Source organism: Nonomuraea sp. NPDC050383 (assembly GCF_044459125.1).
In the GTDB taxonomy this organism is placed as follows: domain Bacteria; phylum Actinomycetota; class Actinomycetes; order Streptosporangiales; family Streptosporangiaceae; genus Nonomuraea.
This window is the reverse complement of sequence record NZ_JBITIP010000001.1, coordinates 1,017,194-1,037,444: the sequence shown is the minus strand read 5'-3', so window position 1 is coordinate 1,037,444 and position 20,251 is coordinate 1,017,194. Positions and strand designations below refer to the sequence as shown.

Annotated in this window: 18 protein-coding genes; 16 read left to right on the top strand and 2 right to left on the bottom strand. The window is 71.2% G+C overall.

Going from position 1 to position 20,251, the window contains the following annotated elements:
- Positions 1 to 10: 10 nt before the first annotated feature.
- From ACIBG4_RS04745 to ACIBG4_RS04735, 3 genes are read left to right on the top strand one after another with little or no spacing between them, the layout of a single operon-like run.
- Positions 11 to 439, top strand: coding sequence for a hypothetical protein (locus tag ACIBG4_RS04745; protein ID WP_397200670.1), 429 nt, complete (start codon positions 11 to 13; stop codon positions 437 to 439).
- Positions 440 to 450: 11 nt separating this feature from the next.
- Positions 451 to 1,281, top strand: coding sequence for an SDR family oxidoreductase (locus tag ACIBG4_RS04740; RefSeq protein WP_397200669.1), 831 nt, complete (start codon positions 451 to 453; stop codon positions 1,279 to 1,281).
- A 10-nt stretch (positions 1,282 to 1,291) separates the two neighbouring features.
- Positions 1,292 to 2,524: a PucR family transcriptional regulator gene (locus tag ACIBG4_RS04735; RefSeq protein ID WP_397200668.1), complete on the top strand. Its 1,233-nt coding sequence runs from the start codon at positions 1,292 to 1,294 to the stop codon at positions 2,522 to 2,524.
- On the opposite strand, the gene ACIBG4_RS04730 is transcribed toward ACIBG4_RS04735, so the two are convergent.
- The gene (locus ACIBG4_RS04730; protein ID WP_397200667.1) at positions 2,521 to 3,354 is read right to left on the bottom strand and encodes a proline racemase family protein; all 834 of its coding nucleotides are present in this window, start codon (positions 3,352 to 3,354) and stop codon (positions 2,521 to 2,523) included. The two genes, ACIBG4_RS04735 and ACIBG4_RS04730, sit on opposite strands and share 4 nt — an antisense overlap.
- Positions 3,355 to 3,504: 150 nt before the next feature.
- On the opposite strand from ACIBG4_RS04730, the gene ACIBG4_RS04725 reads away from it, so the two are divergent.
- From ACIBG4_RS04725 to ACIBG4_RS04710, 4 genes are read left to right on the top strand one after another with little or no spacing between them, the layout of a single operon-like run.
- Positions 3,505 to 4,857: a serine hydrolase domain-containing protein gene (locus tag ACIBG4_RS04725; RefSeq protein WP_397200666.1), complete on the top strand. Its 1,353-nt coding sequence runs from the start codon at positions 3,505 to 3,507 to the stop codon at positions 4,855 to 4,857.
- Positions 4,857 to 6,017 (top strand): dipeptidase, encoded by a 1,161-nt coding sequence (locus tag ACIBG4_RS04720; protein WP_397200665.1) that lies wholly within the window; start codon positions 4,857 to 4,859, stop codon positions 6,015 to 6,017. Before ACIBG4_RS04725 ends, ACIBG4_RS04720 begins: the two co-directional genes overlap by 1 nt.
- A 4-nt stretch (positions 6,018 to 6,021) precedes the next feature.
- Complete coding sequence (locus tag ACIBG4_RS04715) at positions 6,022 to 7,383, top strand: hydroxymethylglutaryl-CoA synthase (protein WP_397200664.1); 1,362 nt, start codon at positions 6,022 to 6,024, stop codon at positions 7,381 to 7,383.
- 8 nt (positions 7,384 to 7,391) lie between these two features.
- Positions 7,392 to 8,561, top strand: coding sequence for an acetyl-CoA acetyltransferase (locus ACIBG4_RS04710; RefSeq protein WP_397200663.1), 1,170 nt, complete (start codon positions 7,392 to 7,394; stop codon positions 8,559 to 8,561).
- On the opposite strand, the gene ACIBG4_RS04705 is transcribed toward ACIBG4_RS04710, so the two are convergent.
- Entirely contained in the window at positions 8,558 to 9,787 is a 1,230-nt protein-coding gene (locus ACIBG4_RS04705; protein WP_397200662.1) for an amidohydrolase family protein, read from the bottom strand. The two genes, ACIBG4_RS04710 and ACIBG4_RS04705, sit on opposite strands and share 4 nt — an antisense overlap.
- 51 nt (positions 9,788 to 9,838) lie before the next feature.
- On the opposite strand from ACIBG4_RS04705, the gene ACIBG4_RS04700 reads away from it, so the two are divergent.
- The 9 genes from ACIBG4_RS04700 to ACIBG4_RS04660 are packed head-to-tail and all read left to right on the top strand — an operon-like array spanning position 9,839 to position 20,243.
- Positions 9,839 to 10,510 carry a TetR/AcrR family transcriptional regulator gene (locus ACIBG4_RS04700; protein WP_397200661.1) on the top strand — a complete coding sequence of 224 codons (672 nt, stop codon included), beginning with the start codon at positions 9,839 to 9,841 and terminating at the stop codon, positions 10,508 to 10,510.
- A complete protein-coding gene (locus ACIBG4_RS04695) occupies positions 10,507 to 12,033 on the top strand; it encodes an AMP-binding protein (protein WP_397200660.1) in 1,527 nt (508 codons plus the stop codon). Before ACIBG4_RS04700 ends, ACIBG4_RS04695 begins: the two co-directional genes overlap by 4 nt.
- Positions 12,034 to 12,041: 8 nt before the next feature.
- Entirely contained in the window at positions 12,042 to 13,196 is a 1,155-nt protein-coding gene (locus ACIBG4_RS04690) for an acyl-CoA dehydrogenase family protein (RefSeq protein WP_397200659.1), read from the top strand.
- On the top strand, positions 13,196 to 14,125 hold the full coding sequence (locus ACIBG4_RS04685) for a threonine/serine dehydratase (RefSeq protein ID WP_397200701.1): 930 nt from the start codon (positions 13,196 to 13,198) through the stop codon (positions 14,123 to 14,125). Before ACIBG4_RS04690 ends, ACIBG4_RS04685 begins: the two co-directional genes overlap by 1 nt.
- A gap of 9 nt (positions 14,126 to 14,134) precedes the next feature.
- Positions 14,135 to 15,166 (top strand): dipeptidase, encoded by a 1,032-nt coding sequence (locus tag ACIBG4_RS04680; RefSeq protein ID WP_397200658.1) that lies wholly within the window; start codon positions 14,135 to 14,137, stop codon positions 15,164 to 15,166.
- Complete coding sequence (locus ACIBG4_RS04675; protein ID WP_397200657.1) at positions 15,163 to 16,998, top strand: CocE/NonD family hydrolase; 1,836 nt, start codon at positions 15,163 to 15,165, stop codon at positions 16,996 to 16,998. The genes ACIBG4_RS04680 and ACIBG4_RS04675 overlap by 4 nt, the downstream gene beginning before the upstream one ends.
- A gap of 8 nt (positions 16,999 to 17,006) precedes the next feature.
- On the top strand, positions 17,007 to 17,771 hold the full coding sequence (locus ACIBG4_RS04670) for an enoyl-CoA hydratase-related protein (RefSeq protein WP_397200656.1): 765 nt from the start codon (positions 17,007 to 17,009) through the stop codon (positions 17,769 to 17,771).
- A complete protein-coding gene (locus ACIBG4_RS04665; protein WP_397200655.1) occupies positions 17,768 to 19,507 on the top strand; it encodes a 2Fe-2S iron-sulfur cluster-binding protein in 1,740 nt (579 codons plus the stop codon). Before ACIBG4_RS04670 ends, ACIBG4_RS04665 begins: the two co-directional genes overlap by 4 nt.
- Before the next feature lie 55 nt (positions 19,508 to 19,562).
- On the top strand, positions 19,563 to 20,243 hold the full coding sequence (locus ACIBG4_RS04660) for a pyridoxamine 5'-phosphate oxidase family protein (protein WP_397200654.1): 681 nt from the start codon (positions 19,563 to 19,565) through the stop codon (positions 20,241 to 20,243).
- The last annotated feature ends 8 nt before the right edge of the window (positions 20,244 to 20,251 follow it).

The following is a 20,251-nucleotide window of genomic DNA, read 5'->3' as shown; positions in this document are numbered from 1 at the left end:
GAGACACCAGGTGGCCGAGAAGTTCGAGGCGGGGAGCGAGCAGTGGATCAGCGCTCTCCGCGACGTCGTCGAGGAGGCGCTCAAGGGCGTCGACGTGACGGGCGTGCGGGTCGCCTTCTACGAGGAGTACCTGAACCCGCGCGCGCACCTGCTCGCCGACGGTGAGACGACGCTCACGTGGCGGGTGGAGATCAGCGAGGAGGCCGTAGAGGTGGGCCCCGGCCGGATCGCCGACCCCACGTTCGGGCTTGAGGCCGACTACGAGGGGGTGCTCAGGCTCGCCCGGGTCCACTCCGCCGACCCCGCGCTGCCGGTGATCGTCCGGGACCTCGAGACCAGGGGCGAATTGCGGCGCTTCGGCGACCGGTCGAAGCTTCCGCCGCAGATCGCGGCGGCGCTGGTCATCGTGCACGACGAAATCGCGAAGCGAACCGAATAGGAGCCGGAACGATGAACGACAATTCCTTCGACGGGCAGGTCGCCGTCGTCACCGGCGGCGCGAGCGGGATCGGGCGCAGCATCGCGGAAGAGCTCGCCCGCCGCGGGGCGGCCGTCGCCGTCGCCGACATCAACGCGGCGCGGATCGAGGAGACGGTCGCGTCGATCGAAGCGCTGGGGGCCGACGCCTTGGGCATCTCCTGCGACGTCACCAGCGATGAGCAGGTGGGACGCCTGCACGACGCGGTCATCGACCGCTTCGGCCGGGCCGACGTGCTGTGCAACAACGCCGGCGTCGCCACACTCGGGCCCGCGTGGCGCCTGGAGATCGCCGATCTGCAGCGGATCCTCGACGTCAACCTGCTCGGCCTGGTGCGGGGCGTCCGCGCGTTCGTCCCCGCGATGGTCGCCCGGGGCTCCGGCTACGTGGTGAACACGGCTTCCGTGGCGGGCACCTGGGCGTTCGCCTGGGGCGCCGCGCCGTACATCACCTCGAAGTTCGCCGCCTACGGGTACTCCGAGGCGCTCGCGCGCGATCTGCGGCCGCACGGCGTCGGCGTCTCCGTGCTGTGCCCGGGGCGCGTGGGGACGAACCTGGGGGAGTCCGCGAGCCTGTCGGGCGCGCCGAAGGAGAGCATCGCCGACTGGGTGTACTTCCCGCCGGAGATGGGCGAGCCCATCGACGTCGAGCTCGTCGGGCCGATCGTCGCCGACGCCGTCACGGCCCGCACCTTCGCCATCTTCACCCACGCCTACGACGCCGAGATGTTCCGCACGTGGAGGGACGACATCGACAAGTCGCTCGCGGACGCGATCGCGGCCTCGCCCGCACCCCCGGCGTAACCACGTGGCTGTGACCACCGAGCTCCAGAGGCTGCTCGACGCTCTGGGCAAGCGCCTGCGACGCAACGTCACGGTCGACGACCAGAGTCTGCGCCAGCTCGCCTTCTCCTCGCACGAGTACCCGGGCATGGACCGGCTCCGCGAGGAGTCGATCCTCACGCGCGACGTACGGCCCGCCGTCAGCGAATGGATCTTCGGAGCGGGCGCCCGAACCACGCCAGGTCCGTTCCGCCCGCCGGTCAGGCCGGAGATCGGCGCCTCCACCCAGCGGTTGTGCGTACCCGTGCGCCAGCAGGGCACCCTGCTGGGCTTCATCTGGATCCTCGAGGGGGACGACCGGCTCAGCGAGAGCGAGCTGCAGACGGTGCTGAACTCGGTCGACACGATCGCGGTGATCCTGCAGCGCGACCAGCTCGCGGGTGAGCTGCACCGCAGCCTGGCCCGCGAACTGCTGCGAGACCTCGTGGTCCCGGGAGACGCCGCCGCCCGCGCGCACGCCGCCGCCGAACTCGTCGACGAGGAGCTGTTCGTCGCAGGCGAGCCGGCGTTCGTGGTGTTCGTGAGCCTGCACGCCGAGGACCGGCCACTGCTCGAAGCCGAGCGTGGCACCCTCGGCGCGTGGCTGGAGCGCATCACGGGCAGGCTCTCCGACCGGCGGCACATCAGCCTCGTGCGCCGCAACCACGGCATGCTGCTGCTGTCCGACAAAGATCCGCTGCTCGCCGGCGCAGCCAAGCACACGCTGATCGAGGAGCTCCTGGTCAAGCTCGAGGCCGACCTGCCCGGCATCGAGCCTGTCGCCGGCATCGGCAACGTCGTCGAGGACCTGGCCGGCGTGCATGCCTCCTACCGCCAGGCCGAGCGTGCGGCCCGGGTCGTCCGGCACGTCCGCGGCCTCGAACGCATGGCGTCCTTCGACAGGCTCGGCGTGTACGGCCTGCTCACCCTCATCCCGCCCGCCGACCTCACCGTCGACGCCCTCCCCGGCGGGCTGCTTCGCCTGCTCGAGGGGGGACCGAAGGGGGAGCAGCTCGCGGTGACGCTTGAGGCGTTCCTGGACAACGCGGGCGACGTCCAGCTGACCGCCGAGCAGATGTTCGTCCATCGCACGACGCTCTACTACCGGTTGCAGCGGATCGAGGAGCTGACCGGGGTCCAGCTGGCCAGTGGCGAGGACCGGCTGGCCTTCCATCTGGGGTTGAAGGTCGCCCGGCTGCTCGGCCGTTTCGACGATCAGGTCTAGTGTTCGGACCGCCACGTGACGGTCCCCTCGACGTCCACGGTGACTCTCTCGTGGCCCGCGCTCCGGGCCCGGGCGCGGAAGGCGTGGCCGTACGGGCTGCGGTGGACGAGCTCGTCCCCGGCGGCGAGCTCCCCGTCGTGGAGCGCGAGGATCATCCGCGCACCGGTGCCCGTGCCGCAGGGGCCCAGGTTGAGGATGTCGTCGCCCCAGACGACCGCGCTGCTCGTCGCACCGGCCATGACCGGCTCGGTGAGGAGGAGCAGTCCCGGCCCCTCAAGACGGCGCAGCAGGTCGACGCCCGCGCGCCGGAGCTCCGCCGCCGCCGGCTCGACGGGCCGCAACCCGAGCTCGGCGGCGGGCAGGGCCGCGAACGTGTTGCCGCCGACCGCGACGGTCCTCAGGCGCAGCTCGCGATCGCCGACGTCGACGAGGTACGTGCGCGGCACCGCGCCCGCTTCCGGCAGGCGCAGCCGTACGGCTCCCGCACCGAGATCGGTGGCCTCGACGGGGCCGGCCGCGGTGTCGAAGGTGCGCCTGCTTCCCGCGCCACTCGAGCGGACGGCGGCGGCGAACATCGTAGCCTCGCCGCAGCCGCCGATCATGCCGTCGGAGACGACGAAGACCAGCCTGTCGTCGCATCCGGGTGACGGCGACGGGCTCAGCACCGCGACGATCGAGGCCGGGTCCCCACCCCTGCGCACGAAGTAGTCGTGTCGTACGGCATCGGTCAGGTCGTGGTCGGCGGCCTGGTCGGCGGCTGTGGCTGCCACGCACGCGACGGGTTGCCCTGAGGAGGTGCCGGTGGCCAGGAGGGTGAAGTCGGAGGTCATGCCAGCGAGCATCCCGGGCGGCATCCGGAGCATCGACCGACAGCGGAAGGGAATCCCGGCCGCGCCTTTCGACAGGGTGCGGAAGTATTGCCACCTTAAGGCGTATCACCATAGTTTACGTACATACGTCATCGCAGAACGGAGACGCATGTGACGGAACTGCAGGAGCTCGTCCAGGACCTGGTGGCGCGGCACGGCATCCCGGGCGCCGTGGTCGGGGTCGTCGAGGACGGCCGGGTCGAGACCGCGGCCGCCGGCGTCGCGAACCTCAACAGCGGGATCGAGATGACGTCCGACACGTTGTTCCTGACCGGCTCGATCACCAAGGTGTGGACGACGACGCTGCTCATGTCCCTGGTCGAGCAGGGGCTGGTCGACCTCGACGCGCCGGTCAAGCGCTACCTGCCGGACTTCGCGCTCGGGGAGCCCGGCGTGGCGGACGCGCTGCTCGTACGCCACCTCGTCACGCACTCGAACGGCATCGACGCGGCGATCCTGATCGCGGACGTCGGCGAGGGCGACGAGGCGATCGCGAACTTCGTCGAGCTGCTGCGCGACAAGGGCCAGTTGTTCGAGCCGGGCGAGTACTTCTCCTACAACAACGCCGGCTTCGTGCTCGCCGGCCGGATCATCGAGGTCGTCACCGGCGAGGGCTACTCCGCCGCGATGCGGCAGCGGCTGTTCGCGCCGCTCGGCCTGGAGCGCAGCATGTTCACGGCCAAGGAGGCGATCCTCCACCGCATGGCGATCGGGCACTATCCCGGCGCGGATGGATATGTCCCTACCAAGCGCTTCCTCCTGCCCGAGTGCCTCGGCCCGGCGGGCACGACGTTCATCACCTCGGTGGAGGACACGCTGGCGTTCGTGCGGACCCACCTGCCCGGCGGCCCGTGCTACCTCGGTCCCGACGCGGTCGAGCAGATGGCCGCGCACAACCTCGACTTCCCCGTGCCGGAAACGGGCTCCGTGGGGCTGAGCTGGTTGCGCAAGCGGCACGGCGATCGCGTCGTCCTGACGCACGGCGGCGGCTCGTACGGCGGCGTGGCCATGGTCGCGGCCGTCCCCGACATGGGCGCCGCCTACATCGCCTTCGCCAACGGCGGACCCGGTTCGATGCCGTTCCACCAGGAGCTCGCGGAGGCGATCGTGGAGAAGCGGTTCGGCCTGCCGCCCCAGGACGCGCCCGACCTGTCGGGCCCGCCCGCCGACCCGTCCTGCTACCACGGCGTCTACGGGAGCTGGGGCGTCGAGATCCCGATCACCGGCGACGGCGACGCGTTGTCCTGCGCGCCGAGGTGGACCGAAGACGTCCTCACGCGGGACCGGCCCGGACCCGCCGCCGTCCGCGTCCGGCCCGCCGGCGCGCACGGCCTGGTCCTGGCGGACCACCCGGGCCAGGCTCCCTTCGCGTACGGCGTCGGTGACGACGGCGCGGGGCATCCGAAGTTCCTGTTCATGATGGACCAGCTCGTTCGCCGAATCGGCGACGACGGGAGGATTTGATGGTGGAACAGTTCGGCACGTTCGACTTCGGGCTCGACCAGGCGCAGGAGGAGCGTGCCGCGCGGCTGCATCGCGAGTGCGTCATCGTCGACGCCCTGTTCCAGGGGCCGGTCGGTTACCGGGTGTTCGACGAGGAGATGAACAAGGACCTGCGGGCCCGCTACGAGAAGACCCACGACATGCTGGGGGCCTTCGCGGACGGGCTGGAGGCGCCGATCCGCCGGGCGATCGCCGGGCGGATGGACGAGGTGAGACAGTGCTGGGACGACAGCGGCATCACCTGCGGGAACCGGCAGGTAGAGCTGTCGGAGGACCAGCACGTGCGCGAGCGCACGTTCTCGTTCGTGCAGAAGCAGTTCGACTCCTTCCCCTGGCTGACCAAGGCGCTGAAGGCCGCCGACATCCGCGCGGCGCACGAATCCGGCACCCACGCCGGGCTGGTGAGCTCGCAGGTGATGCTGGGGCCGTGGCGCGACCTCGACGTGCTGGCCTGGGCGCACGACGCCGGGCTGCGGATGACGCAGCTGACCTACAACACGATGACCTCGGTCGGCGTCGGCTGCACCGAGCGCACGGACGCCGGGTTGTCCAGGTTCGGCGTGGACAGCGTCAAGGCGATGAACGAGCTCGGCATCATCGTCGACACCGGCCACGTCGGGCGGCGGACGACGCTGGACGCGTGCGAGGTCTCCGAGAAGCCGGTCGTGGCCTCCCACACGGCGGCGCGCGGCGTGTTCGCGCACGCGCGCGGCAAGACCGACGAGGAACTGCGCGCCCTCGCGGGGACCGGCGGCGTGATCGGCATCGTGACAGTCCCGTTCTTCCTGGCCGACGGGCCTTCCGTGACGATCAACGCGATGCTCGACCACGTCGAGTACGTCGCGGAGGTGGCCGGCGTCGACCACGTCGCCATCGGCACCGACTGGCCGCTGCAACTGCCCGGGTGGATGCTCGAGGGCCTGGTGCAGCCGCTGTTCGCCGACACCGGGTTCCGGCCGGAGGACGGCCTGGTCGCCACCCAGCAGATGGCCGGGTTCGACGACTACCGCGACTTCCCCAACATCACCCGCGGCCTGGTCGGGCGCGGCTGGTCGGACGAGGACATCGCCAAGGTCCTCGGCGAGAACTTCGTCCGCGTGATGGAAGCGGTCTGCGGCTGAGCCGATGACAGGAAGACTGCTCGCCTACGCGACGTACCTGCCTCACTACCGGCTCACCCGCGCCACCATCAGCACCGCGCTCACCGGCGTCCCGAGCGGCTCCGGTGCCCGAACGGTGGCGGGGTACGACGAGGACGCGGTCTCCATGGCGGTGGCGGCCACCCGCGCGCTCGGCGCGGGGGTCCGCGAGGCAGGAAACCTGTACTTCGCCACGACCGACCCGCCGCTGCTCGACAAGTCCTGCTCGTTGATCGTGCACGCCGCCACCGGGATGCACGGCCGGGCCTTCGCGTTGGACCTGACCGGCCTGCGGTCGGGCTTCGGCGCGCTCAGCGTGGCCGCCCGGTCGGGTGGCGTGGCCGTACTGGCTGATCTCCGCACCGGGCGGCCGGGGTCGGCGGAGGAGGCTGACGGCGGTGACGGCGCGGCCGCGTTCCTGTTCGGTTCCGGTGACTCCGGTGACTCCGGTGAGGACGACGCCGTCGCCGAGGTGATCGGGTCGGTGTCGGCGCCGATGGAGGTCATGGACGCCTGGCGGGCTCCCCGAACCGGCTACGCGCTGCTCGGGGAGGACCGCCTCGTCCACCATGTGCTCGCGCGGGCCGTACAGGAGGTCGTGGCAGAGGCCGGGACACCGACCACGGCCCTGGTCTCCACACTGAACCGGCGTCTGGCGAGCGCACTGAGAGCCTCGGTCGGCGCGGCGGGCGGCGCGGACGTGCAGGAGTCGCACCGCGAGAGCACCGGCTATTGCGGCGCAGCGGACCTCGGCCTGCTCCTGGCCCGCGCCCTCGACACGGCCAGGGCGGGCGACACGATCCTCGCGGTCTCCGCGGGAGGCGGAGCCGACGCCCTGCTCCTCCGGGTGCTGAAGGACGGCCGCCGGAGCCCGGACAGGAGGGGGCAGGAGATCGGCTACCACCAGTACCTCACCTGGCGCGGCGCGCTCGACCGCGAACCCGCCCGCAGGCCGGCACGTCCCGCCGTCGCCCCGGCCCCGGCCTTCCGCAACAGCGCGTGGAAGTACGGCCTGGCGGGCTCGCAGTGCGCGGCGTGCGGCAAGGTCTACCTGCCACCCGCGCGGGTGTGCGCCTGCGGAGCCGTCGACCGGGCCAGGCCGTTCAGCGTCGCCGATCTCACCGGGACCGTCGTGACGCAGGCCGCCGACGGCGTGTCCGACAGCCCGGCGCCCCCGGCGACGGCGGCACTGATCGACTTCGGCACGACGGGACGGCTCCTGCTCGAGCTCACCGACACCCCGCCGACCGGAATCGCCGACGGCGCTGAGATCGAGATGACGTTCCGGCGCACGTACGCCCTCGACGGCGTCCCCAACTACTTCTGGAAGGCCAGGCCCAAACGGTGACCCGAAGCATGCGCGACCGCATCGCCATCGTCGGGATGGGGTGCACCAGATTCGGCGAGCTGTGGGACAAATCCGCCGACGATCTGCTCATCGAGGCGGCTCTCGACGCCATCGCGTCCGTCCCCGGCCTGCGCAAGGACGACGTCGAGGCCTACTGGTACGCCACGGTGGCCTCGGGACACGCCGGGCTGCCCCTGGCCAGGGCGCTCAAGGTGGAGCGCCCGGTGACGCGGGTGGAGAACTTCTGCGCGAGCGGCTCCGACGCCTTTCGCAACGCCGCCTTCGCCGTGGCGGCCGGGGTCTACGACGTGGCGATGGCGGTCGGCGTGGAGAAGACCAAGGACAGCGGCTACTCGGGGCTGACGCTGAACGCGCCGCCCGGCGACAACACCGCCGCCGAGGTCAGCAACCCGGCCGCCTACGCGATGCTGCCGGCGGCCTACAGCCGGGCGTACGGCGTGGACCCGGGCGACGTCCGCAGGGCACTCACCCACATCGCCTGGCGCAACCACGCCAACGGCGCCAGGAACCCGGCACGCGCGCAGTACACCTCCGACGTGCCGAAGGAGAAGATCGACGCGGCGCCCAGGATCGCGGGCGACCTCAGCGTGTACGACTGTTCGGGCGTCTCCGACGGCGCCGCCGCCGCGATCATCGTCCGCGCCGAGGACGCGCTCGACTACACCGACCAGCCGATCTACCTCAAGGGCATGTCGCTGCACGCGGGGATGAGCGACGGCGCCGCCACCGCGGGCGTCGCGCACGCGTCCTTCCCCGAGGTGGTGCGGTGCGCCGAGATCGCGTACGCGGACGCGGGGATCACGAACCCGCGCGAGCAGCTCTCGATGGCGGAGGTGCACGACTGCTTCACGCCGACCGAGCTGATCCTGATGGAGGATCTCGGCTTCTCCCAGCGTGGCCAGGCCTGGCGGGACGTTCTCAACGGCGACTTCGACCTCGGCGGCGCGCTGGCGGTGAACCCGGACGGCGGGCTCAAGTCCTTCGGCCATCCCGTCGGCGCGAGCGGCCTGCGTATGATCTTCGAGCTGTGGCTGCAGTTCCGCGGCGAGGCCGGACCGCGCCAGCTGGCTTCGCCACGGCTCGGCCTCGCGCACAACATGGGCGGGCTGCCCGGCGAGTTCGTCTCGTTCGTCGCCGTCTTCGGCGGCGGACGCTAGCTCACGATCACACCGTTCCGCAGCACGAGCACGACGCTCTCCGGATCGGCGAACAGCTTCGGGTCCTCCAGCGGGTTCCCCGCGAATCCGACGATGTCCGCCCGTTTCCCCACCTCCAGCGTGCCGATCTCGCTGTCGAGCCCGAGCAGCCCGGCGTTGACGCGGGTGGCGGCGATCAGCGCCTCCATCGGTGACTCCACCGCGGCCCGCAGGGTGAGTTCCTCGCCCCTGCGGCTCTGGTCGGGCCCGATGACGTCGGAGCCGAGGCCGATCCTGACCCCGGCGGCCTTGGCCGCGAGCAGCCCGTCGATCATCGCCTGGCGCACCTGCACCGCGCGCTCGGCGAACTCGCTGGGCAGGCCGAGCCCGTTCCTGATGACCGCCTCGACCGCGGCCAGCGTCGGCACGAGGGAAACCTGGCGCTCGGCCATGAGCGCGGCGGTCTCCTCGTCGATGCCGGTGCCGTGCTCGACGCACCGGACCCCGGCCAGTACGGCGTTGCGGATGCCCGCGACGTTGTGCGCGTGGACGGTGACGTAGGTGCCGCGGGCCGTGGCCTCCGCGACGGCGGCCGCGATCTCCTCGAAGGTGAACTGGGTGTCGGTGAGCTTGTCGTGCTTGGAGATGACACCGCCCGTGACGCAGAGCTTGAGGAAGTCGGCACCGCGCCTGAACGACTCGCGCGCGTTCCTCCGCATCTCGTCGGGGCTGTCGGCGAGCATCGCCAGCGTCCGCAGGCCGGGAATCTCCTGGCCGCTCCACAGGCCGGCGGGCTCCCACTCCGAGGCGTAGTGGCCATGCCCGCCCGTCTGGCAGTGGATCGGGCCGCACTGCACGATCCTCGGGCCGGGGATCTTGCCCGAGGCGACGACGCCGGCAAGCCCCGCGTCGATTCCGCCGCAGTCCCGCACCGTGGTGAAACCCGTGCGGAGCGTCCGCGCGCAGTTGGCGAACATGTCGGCCGCGATCTCCGCGACGGACATGCCGTAACCGACGCTGTCCAGGATCGGGCTGGCCATGCCCAGGTGGACGTGCGCGTCGATCAGGCCGGGAGTCAGCGTGAGGCCGGTGCAGTCCACGACGTCGGTCCCGCGCGGCGCGGCTCCGCCGATCCGCGCGATCCGGCCTGCTTCGAGAAGGATCCCGGCCTGTTCCGGGTCGCTTCCGGTGGCCGTGACGAGGGCGGCTCCGTGCAGCCAGAGACTCTTCACTTCGCTGTCGTACATACGTACACTATGCTCATACGCAAAGACCGGTGCAAGAGCTCAGGAGGACACGTGGTGACTCAGCCCAAGGTGCGTACGTCGGCGCGGTTGCCGCGCGGGGCGCTGGATCGGGAGACGGTGGTCGCCGCGGCGCTCGACATCGCCGACCGCGAGGGGCTGGGCGGCGTCACGATGGCTCGCGTCGCCGAGGCGCTCGGCGGCAGCCCGATGTCGCTCTACCGGCACCTGAGCGACAAGCAGGAGCTGCTCGACGCCGTCGCCGATCTCGCGGTGTCCGAGATCCCGGCCATCGTCCAGGACAGGCGGCCCTGGCGGGTGCGTCTGGAGGAGTTCGCGCTCGAGGTCCGCCGCTGTACGCTGCGCCACCCGGCCCTCGTCGAGATCGTCCTCGCGACATACGTCCGGGGCCCGGCCGCGGCCTCCGTGGGGCTCGACATGATCTCGCTGCTGCACGAGGCCGGGTTCGACGAGGACTCCTCGATCCGCGGGTTCATGGCCCTGCGCAACCACATCATCGGCGCCCTGGCCTGGGAGGTCTCGCGCTTCCGCGGCGGCGGCGAGGAGTTCGCCCGCGAGGTGGCCGACAATTTCGTGCGCGAGGACACGCCCGCGGACTCGCCGATCCGGCGGCTCGGCGACGTGGTCTCCGAGGACCCGGAAGGGCAGTACATGTTCGGGATCAGCCGTCTGCTCGACGGTTTCGAGGCGGAGCTGCGGCGGTGAACGACCTGCGTCGCGGGCCGACCATCGTCGACCTGGTTTCGCGCTCGCTCCAGCGTCATCCGGGCCGGGTCGCCTTCGCCACCCCGGGCGGAGACCTGTCGTACGGCGAGCTGCGGCGGCTGATCGCGCGGATCGCGGCGGCGCTGCGGGACGGCGGGGTCAAGCCCGGCGACGGCGTCGCGATGATCGCCCCGAACCGGCCCGAGACGTTCGCCGCGATGACAGCCACGCAGTCCCTCGGCGCGCGCTACACGCCACTGCACCCGATGGGATCGTCGGCCGATCACGTCATCGTGTGTGAGGACGCGGGCATCACGGCGCTCATCGCCGACGAACCGCAGTACGCCGAGACCCTCGCGGCCGAGCTGGAAACCCGCCCGCGGGTCTTCGCCCTCGATGCCCTGGCAGCCCACGAGTCCGGCGAGTCCGACGAGGGCATCCCCACGCTCGCCCGTGAGTCCGACATCGCCTTCCTCGGCTACACCGGAGGGACCACCGGCCGCCCCAAGGGGGTGATGCTCTCCCACCGCTCGCTGGTCACGCACGTCCACCTCTCGGTCGCGCACTGGCAGCTCCCGACCGAGCTGCGCTTCCTCGGCTCGACGCCGCTGACACACGCGCTCGCGGGCATGGCGCCGGCGATCTTCCACCAGGGTGGCAGCATCACGCTCACGAAGGGCTTCGACCCCGCCGAGTTCTGCGAGATCGTGCGGACACAGCGGATCACCGCGACCTTCCTCGTCCCGAGCATGATCTACGTCCTGCTCGACCACGTCGCCGCGCACCCGGCGGACCTGTCCAGCCTGCGGACGATCCTGTACGGCGCGGCCCCCATGTCGCCCGACCGCCTCGAGCAGGCCCTCGACGTGTTCGGCCCGGTGTTCGTGCAGTTCTACGGACAGACAGAGGCCCCCAACACCGTCACCACCCTCTCGAAGCAGGACCACGAGCTGGGCCGGCTCACCTCCTGCGGCAAGCCGCACCCCGCGCTGGACGTCGCCGTCCTCGACGACGACGACCGGCCCTGCGCGGTCGGCGAGCTCGGTGAGGTCTGCGTTCGCGGACCGCTGCTCATGGACGGCTACTGGCGGCAGCCCGAGCTGACCGCGGAGGTGCTGCGCGACGGCTGGCTGCACACCGGCGACATCGGCCGCTTCGACGAGGACAACTACCTGTACCTCGCCGACCGCAAGAAGGACATGCTGATCACCGGCGGGTTCAACATCTACCCGCGCGAGGTGGAGGACGCCCTGGCCACGCACCCGGACGTGGCCGTCGCGGCGGTGATCGGCGTTCCGGACCCGAAGTGGGGCGAGGCGGTGACGGCCTTCGTCGTCAGAACCGCGGACGCGACCGTCACGGCCGAGGAGCTCGTCGCCCACGTCCGCGAGCTCAAGGGGCCCGTGCACGCGCCGAAGCGGCTCGACTTCGTGGAGGTCCTGCCGCTCACCCCACTGGGCAAGATCGACAAGAAGCAGCTGCGGGCACGCTTCTGGGACGCCGCCGACCGAGCCGTGAATTGAGGAGGACGATGACCACCACGACCGCCGGCCGGCCGCGCTGGGTCGATGACGAGGGCGCCGCGCTGGGCGAGGTCGCTCGCGACTTCTTCCAGACCGAGGTCGTTCCCCACTTCGAACGCTTCGATCAGCAGAAGCACGTGGACCGCGAGGTGTGGCTCAAGGCCGGGGCGCTCGGCCTGCTCTGCTGCGAGGTCCCCGACGAGTACGGCGGAGGCGGCGGCACGTTCGCCCACGAGGCGGTCGTCCTCAGCGAGCAGGCACGTGCGGGCGACACCGGGCTCGGCCTCCAGGTGCACAGCGGCGTGGTCGCCCAGTACCTCGTCATCCACGGCACCGAGGAGCAGAAGGCCCGCTGGCTGCCCGGAATGGCGAGCGGTGACATCGTCGGCGCCGTCGCCATGAGCGAGCCCGGCGCGGGCACCGACCTCAAGAACGTCAGGACGCGCGCCACCCGCGGCGGCGACCACTACCTGCTCAACGGCTCCAAGACGTTCATCAGCAACGGCGCGCAGTGTGACCTTCTGATCGTCGTCGCCAAGACCGACCCGGCCGCCGGCAGGAACGGAATCTCCCTGCTCGTCCTGGAGACGGCGGCCGCGCCGGGATTCCGGCGCGGCCGGACCCTCGACAAGCTGGGCCTGCACGGCCAGGACACCGCGGAACTCTTCTTCGACGACGTACCCGTCCCGGTGGAGAACCTGCTGGGCGCGGAGGGCGCGGGCTTCGGGATGCTGATGCGCGAGCTGCCCCGCGAGCGCCTCGTCATCGCCGTGACCGCGGTGGCCGCCATGGAACGCGCGCTCGAGGAGACCATCGCCTACGTGAAGACCCGGGAGGTCTTCGGCGCGCCCCTGTTCGCCATGCAGCACGTCAAGTTCGAGCTCGCCGAGCTGGCGACGATCGTCCGGGCGTCGCGGGTCTTCCTGGACGACTGCGTCGAGAAGTTCTGCGCGGGCACCCTCGACCCGGCGACCGCGTCCATGGCCAAGTGGTGGCTGACCCAGAACCAGTGCGACGTGACCGACCGGTGCCTGCAGCTGTTCGGCGGCTACGGCTACATGCGGGAGTACCTCATCTCCCGCCTGTACGCCGACGCCCGCGCCCAGAAGATCTACGGCGGAACCAACGAGGTCATGAAGGACCTCATCTCCCGGACGCTGTGATGGTTCCCGCGCCGGGTGACATCGAGGCCGCCGCGGATAGGATCCGCGGGCACGTACGGAGAACGCCGCTGATCGAGGTGGCGCGGGGCACGTTCGGCGTCGACGCGCCCCTGGTGCTCAAACTCGAACTGCTGCAACACACCGGATCGTTCAAACCGCGCGGCCTGTTCAACCGGGCGCTGATCCGACCGGTGCCCGCTGCCGGGATGGTCATCGCCTCGGGCGGCAACGCCGGGCTCGCCCTGCTGCACGTGGGCCGGCAGCTCGGTCATCCGGTCGAGGTGTTCGTCCCGCGAACGGCTCCCGAAGCCAAGGTCGCCAGGCTGCGCCAGTACGGCGCGCGCGTCCACCAGGTGGGCGCCGCCTTCGCCGACGCGGCCGTCGCCGCCGAACGCGGAGCGGCGGAGAGCGGAGCCCTGCTCATGCACGCCTACGACCAGCCGGAGATCATCGCGGGACAGGGGACCGTCGCACTCGAGCTCGAGCAGCAGTGCCCGGACGTCGACACCGTGCTCGTCGCCTGCGGTGGCGGCGGTCTCGCCGGCGGGATCGCCACCTGGTACGGCCGCCGCGTCAGGGTCGTCGCGGTGGAAGCCGAGGGTTCCCCCACCCTCGCCGCTGCCCGAGCCGCGGGCGAGCGGGTCACGATCGGCGTCAGCGGTGTCGCCGCGGACGCGCTCGGAGCGAGCCGGATCGGCGCGATCGCCTGGGAGATCGCACGGCACGCCATCGACGACGTCGTGGTCGTGCCCGGACAGGCGATCCTCGACGCCCGGCAACGCCTCTGGAACGAGCTGAGGATCTGTGCCGAACCGGGTGCCGCCGCGCCGCTCGCGGCGCTCACCGGGGGCGGCTACGTCCCCGGACCCGGTGAACGCGTCGCCGTCATCGTGTGCGGCGGCAACAGCGATCCAGCAACCCTGGCCTAGGAGTTTGTCATGACCGAATCCCGCAGCCTCCACGACGACGCCGTCGTGGTCGACACCCACAACGACCTCATCCTGCTGGTCGACCACTTCGACCGCAGGGGACGACCGGACCACTTCGCCCGATACTGGCTGCCCGAGCTCCGCGCCGGCGGCGTCGATGTGCAGGTCCTGCCGATCTGCATCGAGGATCAGTTCCAGACGGAGGGCGCGCTGCGCAGGACCCTGCTGCTGATCGAACGGATCCACGAGCTCGCCGCGGAACACAGCGACGACGTGACGGTCTGCCTGACAGGCGCCGACGTCGACGCGGCCACCGCGGCAGGGCGCATCGCCCTGGTGATCGCCCTGGAGGGCGCGCACGCCGTCGGGCAGGACCCTGAGCTGGTGCGCACCATGGCACGCGTGGGAGTCCGGGTGATCTCCATGGCGCACTACGCCCGCACCTTCCTCGCCGACGGCAGCGGCCTGGACTCGACCTCGCGCGGCCGCCTGACCCCGCAAGGCATCACAGCGCTGCGCGAGATGGAAGAGCTCGGCATCGTCTTCGACATCAGCCACCTCGGGATGGCCGGCGTGGAGGATGTGCTCTCCCTGGCGACGCGGCCGTTCCTGGCGACGCACTCGGCGTGCCTCGGCATCACCGACAGCCACCGCAACCTCGGCGACGAGCAGCTCAAGGCCATCGCCGGACTCGGCGGGGTCATCGGCGTCGCCGCCGCCATCCCGTACTTCATCGACCCGGCCGCGCCGACGGCCGAACGCGTCGTCGACCACATCGAGCGCGTCGTCGAGGTGGCGGGCATCGACCACGTCGGCCTGGGGCCCGACTTCATCGACGACTACTACCAGAGCGTCTTCGGCGGCTGGGTCGGCGCCCCGGACGGCGCCCATGTGCCCGCTGAGATCTCCCGCCCCTCCGACCTGCCGAAGATCACCGAGGTGATGGTCCGGCGCGGCTTCGCCGAGCCGGACATTCGCAAGGTCCTCGGCGAGAACGTGCTGCGCGTTCTCCGGGACGTGATGGGAGAACCGGCCAGATGACCGTGTCCGACGAACTCCAGTACATTCTGAAGAGCCGGGAACCGCGCACGGCCGCCACCTTCGCGGCGGCTGACATCCGGCTCGAAACGGTGTCCGTGACGATGCGCGACGGCATCCGGCTCGCCACCGATCTCTACCTTCCGCCGCGGCTGCCCGCGCCCGTGGTCGCGGTGCGCACCCCGTACGGCCGGGATGCCGACAGGCTGGTGGCGCCGTTCATGTCGTTCGCCCGCCGCGGTTACGCGGTGGCGGTGCAGGACCTGCGCGGCACGGGCGGCAGCGAGCCGGACGACTACGACTTCTACGTGTTCGAGCCCGAGGACGGCCACGACTTCGTGGAGTGGGTCAGCGCGCAGGACTGGTGTGACGGGTTCATCGGTTCCGTCGGCGGCTCCTATGTCGGCCAGGTGCAGTGGCCGATGGCGACGCATCCGAAGATGACCACGATCGTGCCGGAGGTCAGCGGCCTCGGGGTCGGCGTGAAGACCGCGTCGTACCACATGGTGGTCAACGCGCTCGCGCGCACCATCGGCCACGGCGAGGAGAAGTCGGACGTGCCGTTCTGGCAGCTCGAGCCCATGATGCTGGACGAGACGTGGGCGACGGGATTCTTCAACGAGCCGTTCGTCAACCCTCGGCTGGCCGAGCTGTCGCAGACGTTCCCCGAGCTCAAGGAGCTGTCGACGGGCGAGGCGCAGGCCTGGTTGTGGGCGCGCTACTGCTCGCTGACGTGCGCGGAACGCGCCGACTTCGTCCGAGGTCTCGCCGGGTCACCGCACGTCACCATGGTCGACGTCGAGAACATCGGGCCGCTCTTCGGCCAGGGCATCTCGATAGACAGGCACACCCTGCCCGCCGTCGACCCCGCCGCGCAGGTGGCCGGCCTGCGGGCGATCCCGCTGCTGCGCACCGGCTGGTACGACTGGTTCGTCAACGACGCGCTGGAGACGTGGGAGCTGCTCCGCGAGCACGCGCCGGAGCCGCTGCGTTCCCAGGCCCGGATCATCGTCACCCCGTCCGCGCACAACCTCCCCGGCTACAAGGAAGGCATGGGGGAGCACGAGGAGCTGTGGCACAACCACTGGAGCAACGTCGACTTCACGCTGGCCTGGTATCAGACCGTCCGGGACGGCTCCGTCGACGACTGGCCCCGCGTCATCTACTACCTGATGGGCGCCAACGAGTGGCGCACCGCGGACGACTGGCCTCTTCCCGAAGCCGTCGACACCCCGTTCTACCTCGGCGCCGGCGGAACGCTGAACACCACGCCGCCCGAGCAGCAACAGGCCGCCGACCAGTACGTCTACGACCCGCTCGACCCGACCCCGACGGTCGGCGGCCACATCGTCTCCTGGGTCTACCCGCCGGGAAGCGTGGACGTCAGCGAGGTGCAGCGGCGCGGCGACATCCTCACCTACACCACGGAGCCGCTCGAGCATGACGTCGACGTCGTCGGCAAGCTTCGGGCGCTGCTCTACGTGAGTTCTTCGGCCGTGGACACCGACTTCGCCGTACGGCTGAGCGACGTGACCCCGGACGGACGGGCCGTACAGCTGGTGAACGGCCTGCTGCGGGCCAGGTACCGCGACCTGGAGCGGGGCGCCGAACCACTTGTGCCCGGCGAGATCTACCCGCTGGAGATCGACATGTGGGTCACCGCGAACCGGTTCAAGGCCGGGCACCGAATCCGCGTCGACGTCAGCTCCGCGGACTTCCCGCGGTTCGACAGGAACACCAACCTGGGCGGCGCGCCCGGCGATCCGGTCACGGCGGCCCAGACCGTCTACCGGGATGCTTCGCACCCCTCGCACGTCGTCCTGCCCATCTGCTGAGGAGCCGGATGTATCTCTCTCTTCAAGAATTCGGCGCCACGACCGTCGTCACGTTGGACCGGCCGCCGGTCAACGCGGTGAACATGAGCATGTACGAGGAGATCCGCGACCTGTTCGGCCGGTTCGACGAGGTGCTGCCGGGGACGAAGGCGGTCGTCCTCACCAGCGGCGCCAAGCACTTCTGCGGGGGGAACGACCTCGAGGAGTTCCTCACGCTGAACCCGGCCAACTCCGCCGGGCGGATGCGCCTGGTCCGCGACGCCTTCGCCGCCATCTACGACTGCCCGGTCCCGGTGGTCGGCGCGGTCCGCGGAGCGGCGCTGGGCACCGGGCTGGCTATCGCCGCCTCCTGCGACGTCATCGTCGCCGGCGAGAGCGCCAGGTTCGGGACGCCCGAGGTGAGCGTCGGGGTGATGGGCGGAGCGGCGCACCTCGCCCGGCTGGTGCCGCAGCCGATCATGCGGGCGATGTACTTCACCGCCGACCCGTGGCCCGCCTCCGACCTCGTCGGGTTCGGCTCCGTGCTGCGCGTCGTCGCCGACGGCGAGGTGCTCGACAGCGCGCTCGCGCTCACCGGGAAGATGACGCGGCACAGCCTGACCGCGCTCCGCCATGCCAAGGAGTCACTGAACACGATCGAGTTCATGGACCTGAAGGCGGGCTACGAGTTCGAGCAGCGGATGACCGGCCGCCTGTCCGGGGAGGCCGACTCCAGGGAAGCGGTCGCCGCCCTCCGCGAGCGCCGGCCGCCGAGCTATCGCGACCAGCGATGACCGGGCACATCGCGTCGTTGTGGGTGTACCCGGTGAAAGGCGCCCGTGGCGTCCCCGTCGAGGAGGCCGACGTTCTGCCCGGCACCGGCCTGCGCCACGACCGCTCGCTGGCGATCGCGCGCGGCGACCAGCAGGTGCCGCCCAGGACGGCCTGGCGGCCGCGATCGGCGTTCAAGCAGGTGGCACGCGATCCCGACATGACGCAGGTGACGGTCACGATGGCAGGGGCCGGAGTGGTGGAGCTCCGCCACCTCGCTCACCCTGACGGGCCGCCGGTGCGTTCCGACCGGCCTTCGGAAGGCATCCTCGGCGCGTGGTTCGGCGAACCCGGGCTGCGGCTGGTCCGGGGCGACGGGGCGGCTCTGTGGGATCTGCCCGACACCGAGCTTTCGCTGGTCAACCTCGCCACGGTGCGGGCGCTCGCCGTATCGGACCTGGATTTCCGGCGGTTCCGCGCCAACGTCTATCTCGACGGGCTGCCCGCGTTCGCCGAGCTGGCGTGGGTCGGCCGGCGCGTCCGGCTCGGCGACTGCGAGGCCGAGGTGACCAGGCACACCGGCCGCTGCCGCGCGACGTCGGCGAACCCGAGCACGGGCGAGCGGGACGTCGAACTCCCCGCCGTACTCACCCGGGCCTTCGGCCACCCGAACCTGGGCGTCTACGCGCGCCTGGCCGCGCCCCACCCTGCCCTGCTCCGCAAGGGCGCGCCAGTGACCGTGGGCGGCCCGCCCGGCACCGTACGGTATGCCGACGCGTCCTGGCCCCGGGAGGCCGAGGTGCTCGAAACGGTGCGCGAGGACGACAGGACGGTCAGCCTGTGGCTCCGCGACCCCTTCCGCCTGCCGGTGGCCGCCGGCCAGCACCTGCGGGTGCACCTGCCCACCGCGGACGGTGGCATGACCTGGCGCGCGTACAGTGTCTCAGGACGGCTCCGGATCACGGTGCGCCTCCGCGGAGAAGTCTCCAACCGCCTCGCGTCCCTGGTCAGCGGCGACCGGCTGCTCATCTCGGGCCCGTTCGGGGTTCCCGCGCTCTCCCCGGAACGGCGGCCGCTGTACCTGGTGAGCGCGGGGATCGGCATCACCCCCGTCGCCGCCACGGTGCGGCAACTGGTGGCCGACGCCGACCGCAGGCCGCTCGCCGTACTGCACGTCGACGCCGACGAGAAGAGCGCGGCGCTGTGGCCCGAGGTTGCCGACGCCGTCCAGCGGACCGGCGGTACGGCTACGCTGTTCGAAACCCGCCCGGCAGCACGACGCCCCGGCCCGAGCGACATCGTCGAGCTCCTGCCCGCCGGCGCGGACGCGCTCGTGTGCGGCTCGACCGGCTTCGTGGCCGCGGTGTCCGGGGCCCTGCGGGCGGCGGGCGTGGACGCGGACCGCATCCACGCCGACCCGTTCCTCTCGCCCGCGACAGAACCGCCCGTCCGGCGGCCCGCGCCGGACCCGGGACCACACCCGGTGACCTACCTTCCCGAGGACGTCGCGGCGACCTGGACGGACGCCGACGGCACGCTGCTCGAACTGGCCGAGAACCACGGGGTGCCCGTTCCGTCCGCCTGCCGATCGGGCGCTTGCGGCACGTGCGTGCTCGACCTGGTGCACGGCGAGGTGTCGTACCTGGTCGATCCGCCGATCACGCCAGGTTCGCGGGCCGTACTCGCGTGCTCGGCGGTGCCGACGGGACCGGTCGTGCTCCGGAGCCGTGCTGCTACACCTGCCGAAGGGCCGGAATGAAGATTCCGACGCTGGTCGTTGGAGCCGTGAGCTCAGGTCCAGGAGCATCGACGTCATGACGAAGTCCCAAGAGACGGCCCCGGCCAGTGACCGGGTGAGGCTCCGGCGACGTCCCGCGCGCGGGTCGTACGACCTGGACCTCGTACGCTCGATCCTCGACGAGGCGATGCTGTGCCACGTCGCCTTCGTGGACGGCGGCGACCCGGTCGTCCTGCCGACGCTGCACGTCAGGATCGGTGACGAGCTGCTGATCCACGGCGCGCGGAAGAACCGCATGATGAACAAAGTCGCCGAGGGCGTCCCCGTCTGCGTCGAGGCCACTGTGATCGACTCCGTGGTGATGGGGCGGAGCGTTCTGCAGAACTCGGTCAACTACCGATCCGCCGTCGTCATGGGGGAGGGGCGAGCCGTCGAAGACCTCGACGAGGTGCTGCCGAGGATGCATGCGCTCATCGACAAGATCACTCCGGGCCGGATCCCGTTCCTGCGCCCACTCACCCAGGCGGAGCTGCGATCCGTGCTCCTGGTCAGTGTCCCGATCGTCGAGGCGTCGGCGAAGGTACGCACCGGCGACGCCGGCGACGCGCCCGCCGACAGGTCACTGCCTGTCTGGGCGGGTCAGCTCCCGCTCCGCGTCGCCCCGGGGACCCCTGTGCCTGACGAGTACGTGCCCGCGGGGATGCCGGTTCCCGACCACCTCACGGGTTGGGGCGAGACCCGATCCGGCGCCTACTAGGAAGTTGC

Excerpts from the sequence above, each read along its gene's own strand:
- ACIBG4_RS04675 (WP_397200657.1), top strand. The coding sequence starts at position 15,163 with ATGACCGTGTCCGACGAACTCCAGTACATTCTGAAGAGCCGGGAACCG.
- ACIBG4_RS04660 (WP_397200654.1), top strand. The coding sequence starts at position 19,563 with ATGACGAAGTCCCAAGAGACGGCCCCGGCCAGTGACCGGGTGAGGCTC.
- ACIBG4_RS04705 (WP_397200662.1), bottom strand. The coding sequence starts at position 9,787 with ATGTACGACAGCGAAGTGAAGAGTCTCTGGCTGCACGGAGCCGCCCTC.
- ACIBG4_RS04685 (WP_397200701.1), top strand. The coding sequence starts at position 13,196 with ATGGTTCCCGCGCCGGGTGACATCGAGGCCGCCGCGGATAGGATCCGC.
- ACIBG4_RS04710 (WP_397200663.1), top strand. The coding sequence starts at position 7,392 with ATGCGCGACCGCATCGCCATCGTCGGGATGGGGTGCACCAGATTCGGC.
- ACIBG4_RS04670 (WP_397200656.1), top strand. The coding sequence starts at position 17,007 with ATGTATCTCTCTCTTCAAGAATTCGGCGCCACGACCGTCGTCACGTTG.
- ACIBG4_RS04665 (WP_397200655.1), top strand. The coding sequence starts at position 17,768 with ATGACCGGGCACATCGCGTCGTTGTGGGTGTACCCGGTGAAAGGCGCC.
- ACIBG4_RS04690 (WP_397200659.1), top strand. The coding sequence starts at position 12,042 with ATGACCACCACGACCGCCGGCCGGCCGCGCTGGGTCGATGACGAGGGC.
- ACIBG4_RS04680 (WP_397200658.1), top strand. The coding sequence starts at position 14,135 with ATGACCGAATCCCGCAGCCTCCACGACGACGCCGTCGTGGTCGACACC.
- ACIBG4_RS04730 (WP_397200667.1), bottom strand. The coding sequence starts at position 3,354 with ATGACCTCCGACTTCACCCTCCTGGCCACCGGCACCTCCTCAGGGCAA.
- ACIBG4_RS04740 (WP_397200669.1), top strand. The coding sequence starts at position 451 with ATGAACGACAATTCCTTCGACGGGCAGGTCGCCGTCGTCACCGGCGGC.
- ACIBG4_RS04720 (WP_397200665.1), top strand. The coding sequence starts at position 4,857 with ATGGTGGAACAGTTCGGCACGTTCGACTTCGGGCTCGACCAGGCGCAG.
- ACIBG4_RS04715 (WP_397200664.1), top strand. The coding sequence starts at position 6,022 with ATGACAGGAAGACTGCTCGCCTACGCGACGTACCTGCCTCACTACCGG.